The sequence below is a fragment of the Amycolatopsis sp. NPDC058340 genome, assembly GCF_042723975.1.
Classification (GTDB): domain Bacteria; phylum Actinomycetota; class Actinomycetes; order Mycobacteriales; family Pseudonocardiaceae; genus Amycolatopsis.
On the sequence record NZ_JBHXIB010000004.1, the window covers coordinates 218,519 to 239,954 of the forward strand.

Here is a 21,436-nt window from a genome sequence, read left to right on the forward strand (position 1 = left end):
GCCCCCCCGGGTTAACCCAAACCGGGTTGCTTCACGTTCTGGGGCTGGTTTGGTGTTTCGTCGTTAAAAACCCGTCCTTACCACTCACGAGTCCGCATCAGGGCAAACGCACGACACGCAGGAAAGCGGGCAACAACCAAGGCCGCGGACCGCTGACGACGACCTTGCCCGTCAGCGCGGAACGCACCTTGCCGACCCGGCGGAACAGCATCAGGTTCAGCGATGGCGGATCGAACGAGATCCGTGCGTCGACCGGGCCTCCGGGTTCCTCGACGGTCACCCGTCCACGACGCAGCACCAGCACGACCGGGGACGTGTACGCCGACCGGAACGCCACGGCGATCCGTCTTTCTCGCGGCGGCTCGTCGGTGTCGAGGAGGTGCCCGACGTCATGGCTCAGCACACCGACCAGGAAGAGATCGAAGAACAACGCCGCGTCAGCGGGCGGGATCGTCCACGGCAGCTTCAGCGCCTTGGCGATGTCCCAGCCGTGGATCTGCAGTTCGTTGACCAGGTGCGCGAGCACACCGGCGAGCGGCACTTTCGACTCCCCGAGCCAGTCCAGTGAGGTCGCCGGGTCCGCGTCCTCGGTCACGCGCAGTACTTCTTCGATGTCCGCGAGCAATCCCGTCACCAGCACGCCGAGGTCGCGTTCGGGAAAGTCTCGCAGCACCAAGCCGTTCAACACGGAAACCGTGTCCACAGTGGTCTTCCCGACCTGGCTCTGCCCGCGGGCGTCCAGCACCGGGGCGCTGCCCGGGCGCACCAGCGACGTGTACATCTTCGCGATCATCGCGACGTGGGCGACCGTTTCGGCCACCGTCCACTCCGCGGTGACCATCGCGGACGGATCCGGGGCGCGGCCCACCATTTCCGCGAATCGCGCACCGGTCACCCGATAGGCTCGCCGCACCGAATGCCATCGATCCGCCGTGATCGCTCTGGTCACGTGCCGATTTTATCGTGTTACCACGGAAAATCCGTTCCGCCGGCGTGCGGTCCATGCCGCCCGAAGGGGCAGTGACCGTACTCACTACGGAAATTCACGTGACACGCACCGACCGGCACAGGCAGACTGAAGGGCGAATTCACCCTCGCCTTCGCTGTCACCGTTGCCGTCGTCGAAGGCGGCCCACGCGGACCCGCGCCCTTCCAGGAGCCCTTCACTGATGACCGAGACCCTGCCCGAAACCACCCAAGACCAGGAACGGGCACCGGCGAAAGCCGGGCTCCTGATCGGGGTCCTGGTCCTTTCCGCGTTCGTGATGATCCTCAACGAGACCATCCTGAGCGTCGCGCTGCGTGACCTGACCGTCGACCTCCAGGTCCCGACCACCACCGTCCAGTGGCTGACCAGCGGATTCCTGCTGACCATGGCGGTCGTCATCCCGACCACCGGGTTCCTGCTCGAACGGTTCACCCCGCGCCAGGTCTTCCTCGCCTCGCTGACCCTGTTCAGCACCGGCACCCTGGTCAGCGCGCTCGCCCCGGGCTTCGCGCTCCTGCTGACCGGCCGGGTCATCCAGGCCTGCGGTACAGCCGTGATGCTGCCGCTGCTGATGACCACGGTGATGCGCCTGGTCCCGGTCGAGAAACGCGGCGCCACGATGGGCACGATCACCATCGTGATCGCGGTCGCCCCGGCGATCGGCCCGACCATCGGCGGCGCGGTGCTCTCTTCGCTCGGCTGGCGATGGATGTTCTGGATCGTGCTGCCGCTCGCGATCGCCGCCCTGGTGGTCGGCATGCTGCAGCTGCGGCTGGAGAGCGACACCCGCAAGGTTCCGCTGGACGTGTTGTCGGTGGTCCTGTCCGCCGTCGGTTTCGGTGGCGTGCTGTACGGCCTGTCCGTGTCCGGCGAGTCCGCCGGTGGGCATCAGCCGGTGCCGCCGTGGGTGCCGATCGCCGTCGGGGCCGCGGCGCTCGCGGTGTTCACCTGGCGCCAGCTGCGCCTGCAGAAGGAAGATCGCGCGCTGCTGGACCTGCGCCCGTTCACCCACCGCAGCTTCGTAGTCTCGCTGGTGCTGACTGCACTGCTGTTCATGTGCCTGCTCGGCGCCGCGGCGATCCTGCTTCCGCTGTACCTGCAGACGGTCCTGCGCACCAGCACGTTCGTCAGCGGGCTCGCGGTGCTCCCCGGCGGCCTGGTCCTCGGGCTGCTCGGCCGTCCGGTCGGCGCGTTGTACGACCGCTTCGGCCCCCGGCCGCTGGTCATCCCGGGCGCGGCCGCGATGGCGGTCTCACTGTGGCTGTTCGCGCTGCTGGGCCCGGAATCACCGCTGATCGCGGCCATCGCCATCCACGTCCTCCTGATGGGCGGGCTCGGCCTGATGATGACGCCGCTGATGACCGAGTCGCTCGGGTCGCTTCCCGAGCACCTCTATTCACACGGCAGCGCGATCCTCGCCACCCTGCAGCAGCTCGCCGGCGCGCTCGGCACCGCGGTGTTCATCGCGGTGGCCACGGCGAGCACGACCACGGCCGGGGCGACCAGCCCCGACTCGGCGGGTATCCGCACCACGTTCATGGTCGCCGGTTGCGTCGGGCTGGCCGCCTTCCTCGGTTCGCTGTTCGTCAAGAAGAGCGCCGGAGGCACCCCGGTGGCCGCGCACCACTGATCCCACCGTTTCACCGCGCGCCCGCCGCGGCCTCCACCGGAGGCACGGCGGGCGCGCGTCGTTCGAGCACCTTCCTGCCGTAAGCGATGGCGGGCCGCTCGACCCAGCGGCGTAGCGCGCAGGCGAACACCAACGCGACACCGGTGGTCGCGGCGGCCTTCGCGAGCCCGCTGGGCAGCAGCCATCCCGTGACCCCGGCGGCGCCGGTCTGGGCGAGATAAAGCGCGTACGAACGATCTCCGACGAAGGTCATCGGCCTGGTCGAGAGCAGTGCCCGCACCGGGCCCGGCGAGACGACGGCCACGAGCAGGAGTGCCGAGCCCGCCGCGTAGACCGGGACCACGAACTGCCAATGCCCGCCGAGTGCCTCCGCCAGCGGGCCGACGGAGAACTGCAGCACGACGAAGCCACAACCGAGCACCGTGGCGGCGGCCGGGCTGGTCAGGGGCCGGAGCAGGGCGAAACCGCGCGGATGGTGGAGCGTCATCGCCAGGAGGCAGCCGACGACCAGCGAGCAGTAGTGCACCGAAAGGCTCGCCCAGGTGTGCGACGGTGCCATCGGTAGCGCGAACAGCACGACACCGAGAACGGCCGAGGCGCCCAGCAGCAGGCGCAGCGCGGTCTTCCCGCTTCGCGCGAACGCCGTCAGCACCAGCAAAGCGGGCCACACCAGGTAGAACTTCTCCTCCACCCCCAACGACCACGAGGTCGGATAAGGGGTGTTGAAGTCGACGAGTTCGTTGCCGAAGACGAGGTAGTACGGCATGGCGTCGGCGAGCCTGCTGCTCCGATACGTCCCGCCGAGCGTCACCGCGACCGTGGTCAGCGCCAGGAGGAGGAAGTACACCGGCATGATCCGGAAGACCCGCCGCAGGTAGAACCCGCGCAGCGAGATCCGGCCGTCACGGTCCTCCTCGCGCAGGGCCAGTGTCGTGATGAGGAATCCGGACAGCACGAAGAACAACTGCACGGCGATCCAGCCCTGGAGGCGGTCCACGACGGGACCCCCGTAGTGGAAGAACACCACGGCCACGGCGGCGAGCGCACGCACGCCGGTGAGACCGGGGAACCACGACGAGGCCAGGTAGTCGGCGTGGCAGAGGGGACGCCACCACGTGCGGAGCGAAGAAGCGAACATGGCCCGAAGATTCGGGCTCGGACGCTGAACCGAGGCTTAAGGAAGCTGAAGACGTCTTCAGCTTCGCGCTTCCGCCAACGGCAGGCGGACGACGAGGCGGGCGCCGTCGTCGTGCTCCGCGACCTCGACGGTGCCGCCGTGTGTCTGGGCGATCTCGGCGACGATCGCCAGCCCGAGGCCGGCGCCACCTTCGTCACGCGCACGCCCGTCGTCCAGCCGCACGAAGCGGTCGAACACCCGCTCCCGGTCCGCGACGGGAATACCGGGCCCGTCGTCGGTCACCGTCAACACGGCGAAGTCGTCCACAATGGACACTCGCACCTCGACGCCGGTCCTGGCATGGCGTTGCGCGTTGTCCACCAGGTTCCGCAGCAGCCGTTCCAGCCTGCCGCGATCACCGAGGACCGTCGGATCGTCCTCGATCTCGGCGCGGACGCCCCGCCGCCCGGACAGACAGGATTCGACCACTTCGGACAGTCGCACCGGCGTGGACCGTTCCGGTTCCGCGTTGTCCAGCTTGCCGAGCAGGACGAGGTCGCCGACGAGGTCCTGCAGCCGCGTGATGTCGAGGAGCGCGTTGCGGCAGGCGTCGCGCCAGTCGAGCCGGTCCGGATGGGCGAGCAGCACCTCCAGCTGGGTCCGCAGGGACGCCAGCGGAGTGCGCAGTTCGTGCGACGCGTCCGAGGTGAACCGGCTCTGCCGGGTGACCGCGGTATCGAGGCGCGCGAGCATCGTGTTCATCGTTTCGGCCAGTTTCGCGATCTCGTCGGCGCTGTCCGGCGCCGGGACCCGGCGGGAGAGGTCGTGCGCGCCGATCTCCGCGACCTCCGAGCGGATCGCCTCGACGGGGCGCAGTGACCGGCGGACCGCGAACCACGCGATCGCCCCGATCAGCAGCGCGATCACCGGGACACCCGCCAGCAGCGTCACGCGCACCGAATCCAGCGCGGCCTGGCCGGACTCGTCGACAACCGCGGCGCCGTAGATCCGGTACTTGCTGTCCCCGCTCGTGTCGGCCGCGACGTGCACCCGTGTTTCGGTGGTCTCGACATCGCGGCCGAGCACTCCCCGGCAGCCGACCGAGCCCGCCATCGACTCGTCGACGGCGCCCGCCTCGAGAACCGACACGGAGTCCCCCTGCTGGTAGCTGTCCGTCTGAACGAGCAGACCGTGCCGCAGCCCCGGGCAACCGATGACGCGCTTGCCCGACTGGTCGACCACCTCGTAGGCCGAGTCACGGACGAGCAGAAGCAGATCGGCAGGCGCGGCGCCGTTGTTCAGCAACTGCACGATCGCGGCCGCGCGCGCCCTCGCCACCTGCACCGCGCCCGCCCCCAGCCGGTTCTGGGCGTCGATCACCAGCCAGGCCGACACGAAACCGAGAGCGACGAGCGACGTCACGAACGACGTCAGCGCGACCCGGAACCGGGTCGATTTCCACGCCTTAGGCACCCGATCCCACCACGTGGTAGCCGGCGCCGCGCACCGTCCGGATCGTCTCCGCCCCGAACGGCAGGTCGATCTTCCGCCGCAACGCGCTCACGTGGACCTCCACCAGGTTCGCGGTCGCCGACGCCGCGAAATCCCAGAGGTTCTCCAGCAGCTCCGCCTTGGTGACCACCTCGCCCTGCCGCTTCATCAGATACGCCAGCAGGGCGAACTCCTTGGTGGTCAACGGGATCTCGGCGATGCCGCGACGGCAGACGTGACTCGCCTGGTCCAGTTCGAGATCACCGAGCCGCAGCGTGCCCGGCCGGATCGCTCCCCCGCGCCGGATCAGCGCCCGCAGCCGGGAAAGCAGGACGCCGTAGGAGAACGGCTTCGGGAGGAAATCGTCGGCGCCGGTGTCGAGCGCCTCGATCTCGTCGTCCTCGCCGTCCTTCGCGGTCAGCATGAGGATCGGGGTCGTGTCGCCTCGTTCGCGCAGCCTCCGGCACACGCGGTACCCGTTCAGCCCGGGCAGCATGATGTCGAGGATCATCGCGGCGTACGGATGTTCGGCGGCGTACCAGAGCGCGTCGCGGCCGTTGTGCGCGACGTCCACGGCGTAGCCCTCGGCGCTCAATCCCGCCCGGAGCGATTCGGCCAGGCGTCGCTCGTCCTCCACGAGCAAGATCCTCATCCGCTCACGATCCCATACGGTCCGGCCACATCCGGTCACCGCCCGCTGTCCGGGTGAAGGCCGCGCCGCCGTCAGGACGAACCTCCCGGCGGAAAATTCACTCCTTCGGCCGCTTTCTGGGAGCGATTCCACAATGCGGTCCGACCGGCCTTGTCACGACCGGCCCGCCCCTTTACGGTCCTCGGTGGGAGCGCTCCCATAAATCGGATTCCGGTCGCAAGGAGGCGACGTATGAGATTCCGCAGAAAGGGTGCCACGGCACCATTGGCCATCAGCGCGACACTCGCGATGGTGACAGTGCCGGTGGTGCTGGGCTCGAGCGCCGAAGCGGCGCCGGGCTGCAAGGTCGACTACACGATCACCAACCAATGGGACACCGGGTTCGGGGCCACCGTGACCGTCACCAACCTCGGCGACCCGATCAGCGGCGGCTGGACGCTGAGCTGGGACTTCCCGGGAGATCAGCGCGTCCAACAGGGCTGGAACGGCACTTTCGCCCAGCAGGGCAACCGCGTGACGGTCCGCGACGCCGGATGGAACGGTTCGATCGGCACCGGTGCCACCGTCTCCCCCGGCTTCAACGGAAGCCATTCCGGCACCAACGGGAAACCCGCCGTCTTCACCTTGAACGGCACCACCTGCACCGGTTCCACCGGTCCCACCACCACGACGTCACCCACCACCTCACCCACGACGACCACCACGCCTGGTCCGGGCGGGCCGAAGGCGGACAACCCCTACGCCGGCGCCGGCGTGTACGTGAACCCGGACTGGTCGGCGAAGGCCGCCGCCGAACCCGGCGGCTCCCGGATCGCGAACCAGCCGACCGGCGTCTGGCTCGACCGGATCGCCGCCATCGAGGGCACGAGCACGAGCCGCGGGCTGCGTGCGCATCTCGACGGAGCGCTCCAGCAAGCGGCCGGGAAACCTCTGGTCGTCCAGCTGGTGATCTACAACCTGCCCGGGCGGGACTGCTCGGCGCTCGCGTCGAACGGAGAACTGAAGGCGGACGAACTCCCGCGCTACCAGGCCGAGTACATCGACCCCATCGCCGGCATCCTCGCCGATCCGAAGTACGCGTCGCTCCGGGTGGTGACCGTGATCGAGATCGACTCACTGCCGAACCTCGTCACCAACGTGACACCCCGGCCGACGGCCACGCCCCAATGCGACGTCATGAAGGCCAACGGGAACTACGTCGCCGGTGTCGGCTACGCGCTGGCGAAGTTCGGCGCGATCCCCAACGTGTACAACTACATCGACGCCGGGCACCACGGCTGGCTCGGCTGGGACGACAACCTCGGCCCGTCCGCGGCGCTTTTCGCGCAGGCAGCGAAGAGCTCCGGCAGCACACTGGCCAACGTGCACGGTTTCATCGCGAACACCGCGAACTACGGCGCGCTGAAGGAGCCGTACTTCACCGTGAACGACACCGTCGGCGGGACTTCGGTGCGGACGTCGAAGTGGATCGACTGGAACCGCTACGTCGACGAACTGTCCTACGCCCAGGCGTTCCGGCAGGAGGCGATCCGGGCGGGCTTCCCGGCGGACGTCGGGATGCTCATCGACACCTCGCGCAACGGCTGGGGCGGTACCGCTCGGCCCACCGGCCCCGGACCGTCCACCACGGTCGACGCCTACGTGAACGGCGGCAAGACCGACCGGCGGATCCACCTCGGCAACTGGTGCAACCAGGCGGGCGCCGGGCTCGGCGAACGTCCCAAGGCCGCGCCGGAACCCGGGATCGACGCGTACGTCTGGATCAAGCCGCCGGGTGAATCCGACGGTGCCAGCAAGGAGATCCCGAACACCGAGGGCAAGGGTTTCGACCGGATGTGCGATCCGACGTACACCGGCAACCCGCGGAACCAGTACAACATGTCCGGCGCCCTGCCCGACGCGCCGCTTTCCGGGCACTGGTTCTCCGCTCAGTTCCAGGAGCTGCTGGAGAACGCGTACCCGGCCCTGTAGGTGGCCGCAGTCGTCGCAAGTCCGTGAGGGCCTCCTTGCCTACCCTGAAGGTAGGCAAGGAGGCCCTCACGGACCTTCAGGATCGCCACCCGCAGCCCCGGCAAGGCGGTGGCGTGGTGGGCGGTGCCTCCGTGCCTGTGTCGCGAAAGCCACTTTCGGGACATCGCACGTCGCGAAAGTGGCTTTCGCGACGTGCACGCACACCGCCGCCCGCGAGGCTCAAGCCTCCGTATGCCCTAACAGCGGCCGCGGCACGAACCTCGCCTCGGGTTCGAGCATCGTGTCCAGTTCCAGCACGACGAGATCGTTGCGCCCGGCCCGGACCACCGGCCGCGGCACGTACAGCGTCCTTTGTGGACCGCGCCGCCAATAACGGCCGAGCAGGAACCCGTTGATCCAGACCATCCCCTTGCCCCAGTGCCCGGTGTCCAGGAAGAGGTCGGCGGGCTCGTCGAGAGCGAATCCGCCCCGCACCGCGACCGGCCCGGACAACGGCCCCACCGGGCGCTCGTCCGCGGCGGCCTCGGGCAGGAGATCCGGCAGCGTGGGGACGTCGATGGGGATGACCTCCCAGCCCGTCAGGGGTTCACCGTGCAGGCGCGCGCCGCCGATGATCCCCTTGGCCTCGCCGATCCTGTCCCCGTAGTTCACCCTTCCCTGGTCTTCCACCAGGACCAGGAGTTCGCCGCGGGCCCTGGGCAGCCGGATCGCGCGATCGTGGTGCTCGCGGAGGAGGGTGCCGAGGCGGTCCCCGTCGAAGAACACCGTCGCCCGGTCGCGCACCTCGCAGAAGGTGAGCACACCCGGCTCCCCTGCGTCGATGGTGGTCCGCAGGAACGCCAGGCGCGGTGCCGGGGTCAGTTCGTCGAAGGTGGGCAGGTTCTCGTGTTCCCGCGCGGTCCCCCAGCGGCGGGGCGAGTCGAGCAGCCACGCGGGGTCGCCCAGGGCCGCGACCGGTGTCGGGGCAGGCCGGGCCTCGGGCGGAACGCTGTCGGGAACCTTGTGGTAGCGCGCGATTACCTCGCGGAAGGCGTGGTACTTCGGTGTCGGGTCGCCCGCTTCGTCGAGCGGCGCGTCGTAGTCGTAGGAGGTGACCAGCGGCTGGTAGACGCCCTTGTCGTTGGCCCCGTTGGTGAGCCCGAAGTTGGTGCCGCCGTGGAACATGTAGAGGTTCACCGAGGCACCGGCCGCGAGCAGCGCGTCGAGATCCGCCGCCGAGCCTTCGACCGACGTGGTGTGGTGGTGCGCGCCCCAATGGTCGAACCAGCCGTTCCAGAACTCGCTGCACATCAAGGGCCCCGTCGGCTGATGCTCACGCAGGGTCTTCAGCCGCGCCGCGCTCTGCGAGCCGAACGACGCCGTCCGGTGAAGCACCCCGTCGAGACCGCCGTTCGCCAGCATCTCGTGGGTCGGCTGGTCCACCGTGGTCAGCGGCACGGTGATCCCGGCGGCGCGGGTGTAGTGGGTCAGCGCGGCCAGATACCGCTTGTCGGAACCGAAGGCGCCGTACTCGTTCTCGATCTGGACGAGCAGCACCGGCCCGCCCCGGTCGATCTGGTGCGGCGCCACCACGCGGTACACGTCGTCCAGATAGCCGCGAACGGCGGCGAGGTAGCGCGGTTCGAACTCGCGGACGCGGAGTTCGGGGTCCCGCAGCAGCCAGGTCGGCAGGCCGCCGTTGTCCCATTCCGCGCAGATGTACGGCCCGGGCCGGACGATCGCGTACATCCCGGCCTCGGCGATCAGCCGGAGGAACCGGTCGAGGTCGAGGCCGCCGGAGACGTCGAACTCGCCCTGCTCCGGCGAGTGCGCGTTCCAGGCGACATAGGTCTCGATGGTGTTGAGCCCCATGCGCCGGGCCTTGTCGATGCGATCGGCCCAGAGGTCGGGATGCACACGGAAGTAGTGCAGCGCCCCGGAAATGATCTGGAACGGTTTCCCGTCGAGCAGGAAATCGGTCTCCCCGATGGCGAACTCAGGCATCCCGGACCACCTCCGCGGTCAGCCGGAACGCGGTCCAGGAAAGGGGTGGGAGGGTGACGGTGATGATGGTTCCTTCCGGGTCGTGCCCGGCGGTCGCGCCGGGCAACGGGACGGGCCGGACCGGCTCCGCGTCGACGGAATTCGTGAGATGACGGTCGTGTCCGTCGGGGACCGCGACGGTCCAGGTCTCGGCGAGCGCCAGCCGCGCGCCGCGGATCCGCAGCCGCACGCCGGTCGCGGACACGGTCGCGCGATTGGTGAGGAACACGGCACAGCGGCCGTCTTCGCCGAAGGTCGCCGCCCCGTCGACGACGTCCACGCGGCCGTGGAGTCCTGTGTGGACGGTGTCCCCCGTGACGGTGAGCCGGAGGCTGTTCCCCTCGGCGAGCGCCGAGGTGAGGCTGAACGGGTGGAACGTCGACTGCCGCCACGCGCGGCCACCGGGTTCGGTCCGGATCGGCGCGATGACGTTCACCAGCTGCGCCTGGTTCGCCATCGTCACGCGGTCGACGTTGCGCAACAGGGAGCCGAGCAGCGATCCGACGACGACCGCGTCGGTGACGGTGTAGTCCTCCTCGATGATCCGGGGATGTTCACGCCAGCCGCCGTCGATCAGTTCTCGCTGTTCGACGGCGTTCCAGCGGCGCTGGTCCCAGACGTTCCACTCGTCGACGCTGATCCCGATCTTCTTGTCCAGCCCGGCCTTCGCCAGGACGTCGTCGACGATCCGGCCGGTGGTCCGGATGTAGTCGTCCAGGGTGGCGGCGCTGGCGAGGTAACTGTCGACGTCGCCGTCGTGTTCCTGGTAGTACGCGTGCAGCGAGAGATGGTCGACGAGCGCCGCGGTGTGCTCCAGGACGGTGCGTTCCCACTCGCCGAACGTCGGCATCTCACTGTTCGAGCTCCCCGCGACCACGAGCTCGACGCCGGGATCGATCATCCGCATGAGACGCGCGGTCTCGGCGGCCAGACGGCCGTACTCGTCCGCGGTCTTGTGGCCGACCTGCCACGGCCCGTCCATCTCGTTGCCGAGGCACCACAGGCGGAAGCCGAACGGACGGTCGGCGCCGTTCGCGCGCCGCCGCTCGCTCAGTTCCGTTCCGCCGGGGTGATTGCAGTACTCCAGGACGTCGGCGGCCTCCTGGACGCCGCGGGTGCCGAGATTGACCGCGTACATCACCTCGACTTCCGCGGCCTCCGCCCACGCCGCGAACTCGTGCAGCCCGAAGCGATTCGACTCGATGCTGTGCCAAGCGGGATCCAGCCGGACGGGCCGGCTCTCCACCGGCCCGACGCCGTCCTCCCAGCGGTACGAGGAAACGAAGTTCCCACCGGGATAGCGGACGACGGAGGGACCCAGCTCGCGGACCAGCCCGAGGACGTCGCCGCGGAAACCCTGACCGTCCGAAGTGGAGTGTCCGGGTTCGAGGATCCCGGTGTGCACGGACCGGCCCATATGCTCGACGAACGAGCCGAACAGCCGCCGCGGCACCGGTCCGATCACATCGGAAACGTCGGTTTCGATCTCGATGCCCACGCCTCACCCCGCGCTGACGGTGAAGCCCTGCTGGTTGCCGTAGTCGACGATCGCCTGTTGCCAGGCGTTCAGACCGGCGTCGAGCGAGGTGCCACCGAGGTAGGCCTTGCCGACGGTGTCGCTGAAAACGCTGTTGGCATAGGTCTGATATGGCAAGTAGCTCCAGCCCTTCGCGACGTTCTTCGACGCCTCGTTGAGCACCTGGTTGATCTTCTGGCCGCCGAAGTAGGGATCGGCCTGGTCGAGGAAGGCGGGCGAATTCAGATCGGCCGTCGTCGCCGGGAAACCACCGCTGGCGATGAACGGCTTGACCCCGTTGCCGTGGTTGAGCCAGCGGACGAACGCCGCCGCCAGCGCCGGGTTGCCGCTCTGCTTCAGCACCGACTGCGTGCTGCCGCCGTTCTCCGCGGTGACCGGCTGCCCGTCGTAGGTGGGCATCGGCGCCACCGCCCATTTGCCCGCGCCACCGGGGACCGAGGATTTGAAGTTGCCCGGCATCCAGGCGCCGGTGACCAGCGAGGCGATGGTGCCGTCGCCGAGCGCGCGGAACCAGTCGTCGGACCACTCCTTGATCGGCGCGAGAAGTTTGCCCTCGACCAGCTGGTTCCAGGTGGCTGTCCACTTCTTGGTGCCCGCGTCGGCCAGGTCGACCTTGACGTTCCGCCCGTCGGAGGTGAACGGTTTCCCGCCCGCCTGCCAGATCATGCTGGTGGCGAAGCCGGGGTCTCCGGTGTCGGACGTGAGGTACTTGCCGGGGTCGGCCGTATGCAGCTTCTTGGCCGCGGCGACGTACTCGTCCCAGGTCTTCGGCACGGCGATACCGTGGGCGTCGAAGACTTCTTTGTTGTAGAACAGCGCCATCGGACCGGAGTCCTGCGGGAGGCCGTATAGGCCGTTATTCACCCGGACGCTGGACCAGGTCGAAGGCGCGTAGTCCTTCTCGAAAGCCCCGAAACCGTACTGGTCGAGATTGGCCAGCGAGTCGGTCAGCGCGAACTGCGGCAACGCGTAGTACTCGATCTGCGCGACGTCCGGCGCCCCGGAGCCCGCCTTGATGGCGTTCTGCAGCTTGGTGTACTGCTCCTTGTTGGTACCGGCGTTGACGTAGTTGACCTTGACGTTCGGGAACTCCTTCTCGAACGCGGCGACCTGGTCCTTCGCGGACGGCGTCCAGCTCCAGTAGGTGATCGTGCCGCCCGCCTTGAGCGCGGCGTCGACCGAGTCCTGCGACCCGGCGGCCGGGCCGTCCGAGCCGGACGAACAGCCGACGGCCAGTGCCGCGGCCAGTGTGACGGCGACCGCGGCCTTGACGCGTCTGTGGATTCGCGACATCGAATGTCCTTTCGGGACGGTGTTCATTGCTTGACGCTGCCCGCGCTCAGGCCGGACTGCCAGTAACGCTGCATCAGCAGGAAGGCGATGACGAGCGGGACGATGGTGAGCAGCGAGCCGGTCAGCACCAGGTGGTAGACCGGCTGGGCACCGGCCCCGGAGGCCTGCGCGCTCCACTGGTTGAGCCCGACGGTGAGCGGATACCACTTCGGCTCGCTCAGCATGATCAGCGGCAGGAAGTAGTTGTTCCATGTGGACACCACGGTGAACAAGGCCACCGTGACGATCCCCGGCGCCAGCTGGCGCAGCGTCACGGTGAGGAAGATCCGGATCTCCCCCGCGCCGTCGATCCGCGCCGCCTCCAGCAGTTCGTCGGGGATCGCGTCCGAGGCGTACACCCAGATCAGGTACAGGCCGAACGGGCTGATGAGCGACGGGATGATGATCGCCAGCGGCGTGTTGGTGAGGCCGAGTTCGCTGAACATCAGGAACGTCGGCACCGCGAGCGCCGTGCCGGGGACCGCGACCGCGCCGAGCACGACCGCGAACACCGCACGACGGCCGGGAAAGCGGTACTTCGCCAGGCCGTATCCCGCCGCGGTGGCGAGGATCGTCGCTCCCCCGGCGCCCGCGACGACGTAGAGCAGCGTGTTCCCCAGCCAGCGCAGGAAGATCCCGTTGTCGTAGGTGAAGGTCTCGCCGATGTTGTCGAACAACGCGAACGGCCCGCCGAACGCCAGCCCCGACGTGGTGAACAGGGCGGGCTGCGTCTTGGTCGCGTTGATCACCAGCCACACCAGCGGCACGAGCGTGTAGACCAGGTACAGCGCCATGACGGCGGTGAGGACACGCGACTTCCGTGGCCGGGTCACCGAGAATGTCGCCATCACATCCCCTTCCGGGATCCGCGCAGCTGCACGACATAGGCGATGATCGCGGTGATGACGCCCATCACGATCGCCACGGTGGCGGAGTAGTTGTACTGTTGCGCGCCGAAGGAAAGGTTGTAGGCGTACATGTTCGGCGTGTAGAAGGTGCCGATCACGTTGGGCGCCAGGGTGCGCATGATGTTCGGCTCGTTGAACAGCTGGAAACTGCCGATGATCGAGAAGATCGTGGCGATGACGATCGCCCCGCGCAACGCAGGCAGCTTCACGCTCAGGATGGTGCGGAAGGCGCCTGCACCGTCGATCGCCGCGGCCTCGAACTGCTCCTTGGGGATCACCTTCAGCGCGGAATAGAAGATGAGCATGTTGTACCCGGCGAACTCCCAGGTGACGACGTTGCCGATGGACGCGAGCATCCAGTTGTCCGACAACGGTTTCACCACGTCGCGGCCGAGCAGGTGGTTCAGGTCGGCGGCCAGTCCGAAATGGTCGCCGTAGAGGAACCCCCACATCAGCGCGGCGACCACGGCGGGCACAGCGTAGGGCAGGAAGATCACGACCCGGAAGAAACCGGCGGCGTGCAACCGGGCGCTGTCGATCGCCAGTGCCGCGATCAGCGCGAGCACCAGCATGATCGGCACCTGCACGACCAGGAACACCAGCACCCGCTGGAAGGCGTCCCAGAACTTCGGGTCGGCGAGCACCTGCGCGTAGTTGTCCACCCCGACGAACGTCGTGCCCCCGAAGAAGGCCTGTTCGCGGAACAGGCTCAGGACGAACGCGTAGCCGATCGGGGCCAGGAACGTCAGCGCGAACACCAGCATGAACGGGGCGACGAAGAGCCAGCCTCGCCAGTCGCGGCGGGCGCGGCGCGTGGTGGCCGCACGGCGGGGTGGCGCCGGGGTTGGCGCGACCGCTGTGGACGTCATCGTCCCTCCGGATTCTCCGAGAATGGCGCGTCTCGCGAGATGTTTACGTCAACATCAGACCGGCGGAGGCTATCGTGTTGACGTGAACATGTCCAGAAGCGGCCGTGGGCCCTCGATGGCCGACGTCGCCAGGGAAGCCGGTGTGTCCGGCCAGACCGTCTCCCGCGTCGCGAACGGCAGGTCGAACGTCGACGAGGCGACGCGCGAGCGAGTGCTCGCCGCCATGCGCCGGGTGGGCTACCGGCCCAACAGCGCCGCCCGCGCATTGCGCAACGGCCGCTTCCGCAGTATCGGCGTGATCATCTCCGCGCTCTCGACGTTCGGCAACAGCCGGACCCTCGACGCCGTCGCGTCCGCGGCCGCCCGTGAAGGGTTCGCGATCGTCCTCATGCCGGTGTCCAGGCCGTCCCAAGGTGAGGTGTCGGGGGCCTTCAGCAGGCTGGACGAACAGGCCGTCGACGGTGTCATCATCCTGATCGAGCAACACGAACTGGACCAGAGCGAGATCGAGCTGCCCCACGGGCTCCCGGTCGTCGTCATCGACGCGGGCGGGCGGCGCGATCATCCGGTGGTCGATTTCGACCAGGCCTCCGGTGCCACCGCCGCGACCAGTCATCTCCTCGACCTCGGCCACGAGACCGTCTGGCACGTGGCCGGACCGCCGGAGTCCTACGCTGCCGAACGCCGCCGTAAATCGTGGCAGGAGACGCTCGAAGACGCGGGACGGGAGGTGCCGCCACCGCTGACCGGCGACTGGTCTTCGCGCTCCGGGTACGAACACGGCGTCCGGCTGGCGGGCGATCCCGCGGTCACCGCCGTCTTCGCCGCCAACGATCAGATGGCGCTCGGGCTGCTGCGCGCGCTACACGAGAAGGGCCGGTCCGTTCCGGGCGAAGTGAGCGTCGTCGGCTTCGACGACATGGACGAGGCCGCCCACTTCTGGCCGCCGCTCACCACGGTCCGACAGTCGTTCGACGAGGTCGGGAAGCGAGCCGTCGCGGCACTTCTGGCCGGGATGTCCGAGGAGGGGGCTCCGAAGGCGATCAGCGTCCCGACCGAACTCGTCGTCCGCTCCAGTACCGCCCCACCGGCTCACCGAAGGGGAGCCGATACGCGGGCTCCGAGTCAGGGGCGTGAGTGATCAAGGGCGCTATTGAGGGGTAGATCGAACCCTGTCTCGCAGGCCGTCTTCACCGACTTCGCGATGAGCCGGCCACCCTGGACAGCAGGGTTGCCGACCGAGGCGTGAGCTCACCCCCGGTACGGAGTGTCCACAAGAGACACGTCGCGTCCATTGCGCGCCGATTGGTGTCGAAATGTCCGGCCCCGGCGGGGGTCGTGAGTGGTAAAGAGGGTTAGAACGACCCTTGCCACTCACGACCCCTATGCGAAACGCTCAAACCAGACATGCAGGGGCAGCCACCGTCGGCCACTACGCCGCACCGGTTCGAAGCCCCGTCAGCTCCCGGAGACACCGGCCGCCTTCTGCGCCGCACCGGTGATGTTGCGGACCATGCCACCGAAGACGACACCGTGGAACGGCGCGATCCCCTTCCAGTACGCGTGCCCGGCGAGCCCGTGCGGCTCGAACACCGCCCGTTGCCGGTAGATGGTCCGACCGTCCTCATCGGACTCGACACCGAGTTCGAGCCAGGCGCGTCCCGGCAGCTTCATCTCCGCCCGCAACCGCAACAGCCGCGGCCGGTCGAGATATTCGACGCGCCACCAGTCCAGTGCCTCGCCGAGATGCAGGTGTCGCGGATCCCGTCTGCCGCGCCGCAATCCGACGCCGCCGACGAGCCGGTCGGCCCAGCCGCGGACCGACCAGGCCAGCGGGAACGAATACCATCCGTGCTCCCCGCCGATGGACTCGATGACGTCCCACAGCGCCTCCGGCGAGGCGTCCGTCCGCTGCTCGCGCTTGTCCTCGTAGACGGTCCCGCCCGCCCAGTCCGGATCACTCGGCAGCGGATCCGAAGGCGCCGCGTCGCCTGACGCGTCCGACCAGCGGGTCGGCACGTCGGCGTTGCGGATCCGGGACAGCGCCAGTTCGACGGCGTGCTCGTAATGCGTCAGCCCCGCCTCCGGGTCGGGGATGTGCTCGGCGATCGCGTGGTCGTGACAGACGACCTCGTGCACCAGCGACTCGATCAGCGGCACCGCGATCGCCTTCGGCACGGGCGTGACCAAGTTGATCCACTGCGCGGACAACCACGGGGTCAGTACGGGCACGGGTACGACGGCACGCCTCGGCAAGCCCGCCACCACGGCATAGCGGCGCATCATGTCCAGATAGGTCAGCACGTCGGGCCCGCCGATGTCGAAGGCACCGTTCACTTCGGACGGTAGTTCCGCGGCGTGCACGAGGTAGTGCAGCACGTCCCGGATCGCGATCGGCTGGATGCGGTTGCGCACCCAGCGTGGCGTGACCATCGCCGGGAGCCGCTCCGTCAGGTAGCGCAGCATCTCGAAACTCGCCGAGCCGGAGCCGATGATCACCGCGGCCTGCAGGACGATCGCGGGCACTCCGGAGTCGAGCAGGATCCGGCCCACGTCGGCGCGCGAGGCCAGGTGCGGCGACAACTCCTCGTCGTCCGGCACGATGCCGCCCAGATACACCAGCCGCCGCGCGCCCGCCGTCTTCGCCGCCTCGGCGACCGTCTTCGCCCCCTCGCGGTCGACGTCGACGAAGTCCTTGCGAGACAACGAATGCACGAGGTAGTAGACGACCTCGCAGCCGGTCAGCGCCGTCTCGATCGAGGATGGATCCGTGACGTCGCCGCGTTCGACCTCGACACGGTCACGCCACGGCTCCTCGGCGACCTTCTCCGGCGAGCGGGCCACCACGCGCACTTCGTGACCCGCGTCGAGCAATCGCGGCACCAGCCGCCCGCCGACGTAACCCGTCGCACCGAGCACCACACATCGCATGGTCCCGAGTGTTCACGGTGCCAGCCGGCCACGCACTTCGACGGTCGCCGCGATCGTGCCTCGGAGGAACCGGGCGACCGTCCGCCGCTCGTCCTCCCCCATCTCCCGCCACGCGTCGGCGTAGCGCCGGCCGAGGGGCAGGAAGAACTCGGCGCCGATCTCCCGCGCCTTCTCGTGCATCCGCAACTCGACCTTGCGCCGGTCGGTCGCGCTCCGGTCCCGGTGGAGATGCCCGGCCCGCTCCAGCCGATCCAGCACCGCCGTCGTCGCCGACGCGCTCAGGTGCAACGCGTTCGCGAGCGCGCTCGGGCTCATCGGGGTCCCCATCCTGGCGGCGTCCATGATCACGGCGAGCGCGTTGAGGTCGGTCCGGTGCAGGCCGTGTGCCTCTCCGAACATTTCCGCGAACCGGTCCGACTCGACGGTCAACTGCCGCAGCAGGAGAACGAGCAGATCGTCCGTGACCGGCTCGACGTCCTCAGCCATGTCGGGAAGCTCCCCTCACGTTGCCCCGTCCGGGTGACCACTCTACTATTTCGATGGTCGAACTATTCACTTGTCGAAGTAGCGCTGTCACGGGAGCCATCGGTCCATGATCTCGGAAGTCGAACGCCCCGCCCGCACGCGGTCACGTCTGCGGTGGCTGCTCCCAGCGCTGGTGGCGGTCGCCTGGCTGATCTTCGGCGGCTTCAGCGGACCGTACGCGGGCAAGCTCAGCCAGGTCACGGAGAACGACAGCAGCAGTTTCCTCCCCGCGTCGGCCGAAGCGACCGAAGTGGGCGAGCTCCAGAAGCAGTTCTCCAGCACCGCCGTCATCCCGGCGATCGTCGTCGCCGAGCGGCCGTCGGGCCTGACCGAGGCCGACAAGCGGTTCCTCGCCGATCGGACGTCGAACGCACGGCTCGTCCCGGCTCCGCAGAGCGACGCGGGCGCACAGGTGGTCGTGCTCCTGGACGCCACGAGCGACCCCGGCGACGGCGTCGAGGCGCTGCGGGAGTCGCTCGCCCGTGACACCCCGGACGGGTTGAAAGTGCTCGTGACGGGGCCCGCCGCGCAGGTCGCCGATCTCAAGGAGGCGTTCGGCGGGATCGACGGGCTGCTGCTCCTGGTCGCGGGCGCGGTGGTCGCGGTCATCCTGATCATCGTCTACCGGAGCCCGCTCCTCCCCCTGCTCGTGTTGCTGTCGGCGGTGTTCGCGCTCGGCACGGCGAGCCTCGCGGTGTACGTGCTCGCCGATCACGACGTGCTGGCACTGAACGGGCAGAGCCAGGGGATCTTGTTCATCCTCGTCTTCGGCGCCGCCACCGACTACGCGCTCCTGATGATCTCGCGCTACCGCGAAGAACTCCGGACGACCGACGACGCCCGCACCGCGCTCCGAACGGCGTGGCGCTCGACCATCGAGCCGATCGCAGCCTCCGCCGGGACCGTGATCCTCGGCGTGTTGTGCCTGCTGTTCAGTGATCTGAACTCGAACAAGGGGCTCGGTCCGGTCGCCGCCATCGGCATCGGCGCCGCCTTCCTCACCACCATCACATTCCTGCCCGCCGTCCTGTCCTTGTGCGGGCGCAACGCTTTCTGGCCCTTCCGCCCGGCCGTCGCCGCGCCCCGCGAGGAGACCGGCGGGCTTTGGGCACGCGTGTCGGGCCTGGTCGCCCGCGCACCGCGGACGATCTGGATCGTCACGACCGTCGTCCTGCTCGCGGGCGGCGCGTTCCTCCCCCAGCTCAAGGCCTCCGGCACCGCGCAGTCCGACGTCTTCCTCACGCCGGTCGATTCCGTCGCGGGACAGGAAGTCCTCTCGCGCTACTTCCCCGGCGGCTCCGGCTTGCCCACGGTGATCATCACCCCCGCCGGTCAGGCTCGGGCCGTCACCGCGTTGGCGCGTGTCCCCGGCGTCTCGGACGTCCGCCAAAGCGGCGAAGCGGGCGGACTCGCGAAGATCGACGCCGTCCTCGCCGCTCCCCCGGACTCCGACGCGGCCGTCGCGACGGTGCAACGGATCCGCGACGCCGTCCACACCGTCGACGGCACCAAGGTCGGCGGGCCGACGGCCACCCTGCTCGACACGAGGGAGACCTCCGAGCACGACCGGATGGTGATCATCCCGATCGTCCTGGTCGTGATCTTCCTCGTGCTCGCGCTGCTCCTGCGGTCACTGCTGGCGCCGCTACTGCTGATCGGCACGGTGGTGCTGTCCTTCGCCGCGACGATGGGGGTCTCGGCGCTGGTGTTCAACCACGTCTTCGACTTCCCCGGTGCCGACCCGGTCGTCCCGCTGTTCGGCTTCGTCTTCCTTGTCGCGCTGGGGATCGACTACAACATCTTCCTGATGACGAGGGTCCGCGAAGAGGCGGGCGAGATCGGCACGCGGGAGGGGACCCTGCGCGGCCTGCGCGTCACCGGCGGCGTGATCACGTCCGCGGGTGTAGTGCTCGCCGCGACCTTCGCCGCCCTCGCCGTCCTGCCCATCCTTTTCCTGGCGCAGCTGGCTTTCATCGTCGCGTTCGGCGTCCTGCTCGATACGCTCCTGGTGCGCTCGCTGCTGGTACCGGCGCTGGCGGTGGACGTCGGACGGAAGATCTGGTGGCCGTCGAAACTGGCGAAGACCGGCCGGGGATGAACGCGGCGATCACCAGCGCGACGAGCGCGGTCGCCGAGCCGAGCCCCATGATCAGGCGGAAGCCACCCTGGGACGGAACCTGCATCGGTCCGAAGGAGACGGTCAGCTGCGCCAGGATCACGCCCGCGACGGCGCTGGAGATCGACGTGCCGATCGCGCGCATCAGGGTGTTGAGGCTGTTCGCGGCCGCCGTCTCCGAAACCGGGACGGCGCCCATGATGAGCGCGGGCATCGCGCCGTAGGCGAGCCCGATGCCGGCGCCGATCGTGGCGGACACCAGCACGAGATGCCACACACTCGCCATCAGAACGGTGCCGAGGCCATAGCCCGCGGCGACGACGAGCGCGCCGAGCATCAGCGTCACCTTGGGGCCATGGGCTTTCGTGACCCTCGCGGACAGCGGGGCGGTCAGCATCATCACCACACCGGACGGCACCAGCACCAGCCCGGTGACCAGCATGGTCTGCCCGAGCCCGTAGCCGGTCGCCGCGGGTAGCTGGAGGATCTGCGGCAGCACCAGGGACTGCGCGAACATGGCGAACGCGAACACGATCGACGTCAGGTTCGTCAGCAGCACCTGCCGCCGGACGGTCGTCCGCAGATCCACCAGCGGCCGGGCCGTGCGCAGTTCCCAACCACCCCACAGCAGCAGGACGAGCGCGGCGGCCGCGAACAGACCCAGCGTCCGCCCGCTCGCCCAGCCCCACCGCGCCCCCTGGGAGATCGCCAGCAGGAGACAGACGAGAGCGGCCGAAAGCCCCACCGCGCCGGCGAGATCGAACCGTCCGCCGGTGCGGACGTTCGATTCGGGGACGAACGCCAGCACGAGCGCGGTCACGACGACACCGAGCCCGGCCGCCGTCCAGAACAGCAGATGCCAGTCGGCGTTCTCGGCGAGCAGCGCGGCCGCGGGCAGGCCGAGCGCACCGCCGACGCCGAGTGAGGCGCTCATCGTCGCCGTCGCCGAAGCGAGCCGTTCGGCCGGGAGTTCGTCGCGCATGATGCTGATCCCGAGCGGGATCACCCCGGCCGCGAAACCCTGCAGGACCCGGCCGGCGACCATCGGCGCCAGCGTGTCACTGAGCCCGGCGACGACCGAACCGGCGATCAGCGTGCCGAGGCTGAGCAGCAGCATCCGCCGCTTCCCGTACATGTCGCCGAGCCTGCCGACGACCGGTGTCGCGACGGCGCTCGCCAGCAGCGTCGCCGTGATCACCCAGACCGCGTCGGCCGGCGACGCGTCCAGGAGTTCCGGCAGCTTCGGGATCAGGGGGATGACCAGGGTCTGCATCAGCGAGACCACGATCCCGCCCAGCGCTAACACCACCACGATCAGCTGAGGACGTGGCACGGGCTGAGTCATTC

Annotated in this window: 15 protein-coding genes and 1 pseudogene; 4 read left to right on the top strand and 12 right to left on the bottom strand. The window is 68.9% G+C overall.

All coding sequences use genetic code 11. From position 1 onward, the window contains the following. Positions 1–97: 97 nt before the first annotated feature. The gene (locus ACFWIW_RS07700; RefSeq protein ID WP_378367787.1) at positions 98–871 is read right to left on the bottom strand and encodes a maleylpyruvate isomerase N-terminal domain-containing protein; all 774 of its coding nucleotides are present in this window, start codon (positions 869–871) and stop codon (positions 98–100) included. Between the two features lie 298 nt (positions 872–1,169). Between ACFWIW_RS07700 and ACFWIW_RS07705 the strand changes: the two genes are divergently transcribed. Further along, positions 1,170–2,618 carry a DHA2 family efflux MFS transporter permease subunit gene (locus tag ACFWIW_RS07705; protein ID WP_378367687.1) on the top strand — a complete coding sequence of 483 codons (1,449 nt, stop codon included), beginning with the start codon at positions 1,170–1,172 and terminating at the stop codon, positions 2,616–2,618. A 10-nt stretch (positions 2,619–2,628) separates the two neighbouring features. On the opposite strand, the gene ACFWIW_RS07710 is transcribed toward ACFWIW_RS07705, so the two are convergent. Genes ACFWIW_RS07710 through ACFWIW_RS07720 form a run of 3 tightly spaced genes read right to left on the bottom strand, consistent with a single transcriptional unit; the run spans position 2,629 to position 5,878 of the window. After that, entirely contained in the window at positions 2,629–3,756 is a 1,128-nt protein-coding gene (locus tag ACFWIW_RS07710; RefSeq protein WP_378367688.1) for an acyltransferase family protein, read from the bottom strand. Between the two features lie 57 nt (positions 3,757–3,813). Then, on the bottom strand, positions 3,814–5,208 hold the full coding sequence (locus ACFWIW_RS07715) for an ATP-binding protein (RefSeq protein ID WP_378367689.1): 1,395 nt from the start codon (positions 5,206–5,208) through the stop codon (positions 3,814–3,816). Further along, positions 5,201–5,878: a response regulator transcription factor gene (locus tag ACFWIW_RS07720; RefSeq protein ID WP_378367690.1), complete on the bottom strand. Its 678-nt coding sequence runs from the start codon at positions 5,876–5,878 to the stop codon at positions 5,201–5,203. Before ACFWIW_RS07720 ends, ACFWIW_RS07715 begins: the two co-directional genes overlap by 8 nt. A gap of 231 nt (positions 5,879–6,109) precedes the next feature. Here ACFWIW_RS07720 and ACFWIW_RS07725 point away from each other — a divergent pair, with 231 nt between their 5' ends. Further along, positions 6,110–7,849, top strand: a complete 1,740-nt coding sequence (locus tag ACFWIW_RS07725; RefSeq protein WP_378367691.1) for a glycoside hydrolase family 6 protein — start codon at positions 6,110–6,112, stop codon at positions 7,847–7,849. A gap of 219 nt (positions 7,850–8,068) precedes the next feature. Here the strand turns inward: ACFWIW_RS07725 and ACFWIW_RS07730 are convergent, their stop codons facing one another. From ACFWIW_RS07730 to ACFWIW_RS07750, 5 genes are read right to left on the bottom strand one after another with little or no spacing between them, the layout of a single operon-like run. Beyond that, complete coding sequence (locus tag ACFWIW_RS07730) at positions 8,069–9,832, bottom strand: beta-galactosidase family protein (RefSeq protein WP_378367692.1); 1,764 nt, start codon at positions 9,830–9,832, stop codon at positions 8,069–8,071. After that, positions 9,825–11,369 carry an alpha-N-arabinofuranosidase gene (locus tag ACFWIW_RS07735; RefSeq protein ID WP_378367693.1) on the bottom strand — a complete coding sequence of 515 codons (1,545 nt, stop codon included), beginning with the start codon at positions 11,367–11,369 and terminating at the stop codon, positions 9,825–9,827. Before ACFWIW_RS07735 ends, ACFWIW_RS07730 begins: the two co-directional genes overlap by 8 nt. Before the next feature lie 3 nt (positions 11,370–11,372). Beyond that, positions 11,373–12,701, bottom strand: a complete 1,329-nt coding sequence (locus tag ACFWIW_RS07740) for an ABC transporter substrate-binding protein (RefSeq protein ID WP_378367694.1) — start codon at positions 12,699–12,701, stop codon at positions 11,373–11,375. A gap of 23 nt (positions 12,702–12,724) precedes the next feature. Next, positions 12,725–13,588 (bottom strand): carbohydrate ABC transporter permease, encoded by an 864-nt coding sequence (locus ACFWIW_RS07745; RefSeq protein WP_378367695.1) that lies wholly within the window; start codon positions 13,586–13,588, stop codon positions 12,725–12,727. After that, positions 13,588–14,517, bottom strand: coding sequence for a carbohydrate ABC transporter permease (locus ACFWIW_RS07750; RefSeq protein ID WP_378367696.1), 930 nt, complete (start codon positions 14,515–14,517; stop codon positions 13,588–13,590). Before ACFWIW_RS07750 ends, ACFWIW_RS07745 begins: the two co-directional genes overlap by 1 nt. An 88-nt stretch (positions 14,518–14,605) precedes the next feature. Here ACFWIW_RS07750 and ACFWIW_RS07755 point away from each other — a divergent pair, with 88 nt between their 5' ends. Then, the gene (locus tag ACFWIW_RS07755) at positions 14,606–15,658 is read left to right on the top strand and encodes a LacI family DNA-binding transcriptional regulator (protein WP_378367788.1); all 1,053 of its coding nucleotides are present in this window, start codon (positions 14,606–14,608) and stop codon (positions 15,656–15,658) included. Between the two features lie 317 nt (positions 15,659–15,975). On the opposite strand, the gene ACFWIW_RS07760 is transcribed toward ACFWIW_RS07755, so the two are convergent. Beyond that, positions 15,976–17,448 carry an SDR family oxidoreductase gene (locus ACFWIW_RS07760; RefSeq protein ID WP_378367697.1) on the bottom strand — a complete coding sequence of 491 codons (1,473 nt, stop codon included), beginning with the start codon at positions 17,446–17,448 and terminating at the stop codon, positions 15,976–15,978. 12 nt (positions 17,449–17,460) lie between these two features. Next, positions 17,461–17,934, bottom strand: a complete 474-nt coding sequence (locus ACFWIW_RS07765; RefSeq protein ID WP_378367698.1) for a MarR family winged helix-turn-helix transcriptional regulator — start codon at positions 17,932–17,934, stop codon at positions 17,461–17,463. Positions 17,935–18,040: 106 nt separating this feature from the next. Here ACFWIW_RS07765 and ACFWIW_RS07770 point away from each other — a divergent pair, with 106 nt between their 5' ends. Continuing rightward, positions 18,041–20,071 (top strand): MMPL family transporter, encoded by a 2,031-nt coding sequence (locus tag ACFWIW_RS07770; protein WP_378367699.1) that lies wholly within the window; start codon positions 18,041–18,043, stop codon positions 20,069–20,071. Here ACFWIW_RS07770 and ACFWIW_RS07775 read toward each other — a convergent pair. Continuing rightward, positions 19,977–21,434 (bottom strand): annotated as a pseudogene (locus ACFWIW_RS07775) (MFS transporter); the annotation flags it as partial. The gene ACFWIW_RS07770 and the pseudogene ACFWIW_RS07775 overlap by 95 nt on opposite strands. Positions 21,435–21,436 lie beyond the last annotated feature (2 nt).

Bases quoted from the DNA above. Each gene is read 5' to 3' on its own strand.
- ACFWIW_RS07700 (WP_378367787.1), bottom strand. From the start codon at position 871: ATGGTGGGCCGCGCCCCGGATCCGTCCGCGATGGTCACCGCGGAGTGG.
- ACFWIW_RS07705 (WP_378367687.1), top strand. From the start codon at position 1,170: ATGACCGAGACCCTGCCCGAAACCACCCAAGACCAGGAACGGGCACCG.
- ACFWIW_RS07710 (WP_378367688.1), bottom strand. From the start codon at position 3,756: ATGTTCGCTTCTTCGCTCCGCACGTGGTGGCGTCCCCTCTGCCACGCC.
- ACFWIW_RS07720 (WP_378367690.1), bottom strand. From the start codon at position 5,878: ATGAGGATCTTGCTCGTGGAGGACGAGCGACGCCTGGCCGAATCGCTC.
- ACFWIW_RS07725 (WP_378367691.1), top strand. From the start codon at position 6,110: ATGAGATTCCGCAGAAAGGGTGCCACGGCACCATTGGCCATCAGCGCG.
- ACFWIW_RS07730 (WP_378367692.1), bottom strand. From the start codon at position 9,832: ATGCCTGAGTTCGCCATCGGGGAGACCGATTTCCTGCTCGACGGGAAA.
- ACFWIW_RS07740 (WP_378367694.1), bottom strand. From the start codon at position 12,701: ATGTCGCGAATCCACAGACGCGTCAAGGCCGCGGTCGCCGTCACACTG.
- ACFWIW_RS07745 (WP_378367695.1), bottom strand. From the start codon at position 13,588: ATGGCGACATTCTCGGTGACCCGGCCACGGAAGTCGCGTGTCCTCACC.
- ACFWIW_RS07750 (WP_378367696.1), bottom strand. From the start codon at position 14,517: ATGACGTCCACAGCGGTCGCGCCAACCCCGGCGCCACCCCGCCGTGCG.
- ACFWIW_RS07755 (WP_378367788.1), top strand. From the start codon at position 14,606: ATGTCCAGAAGCGGCCGTGGGCCCTCGATGGCCGACGTCGCCAGGGAA.
- ACFWIW_RS07760 (WP_378367697.1), bottom strand. From the start codon at position 17,448: ATGCGATGTGTGGTGCTCGGTGCGACGGGTTACGTCGGCGGGCGGCTG.
- ACFWIW_RS07765 (WP_378367698.1), bottom strand. From the start codon at position 17,934: ATGGCTGAGGACGTCGAGCCGGTCACGGACGATCTGCTCGTTCTCCTG.
- ACFWIW_RS07770 (WP_378367699.1), top strand. From the start codon at position 18,041: ATGATCTCGGAAGTCGAACGCCCCGCCCGCACGCGGTCACGTCTGCGG.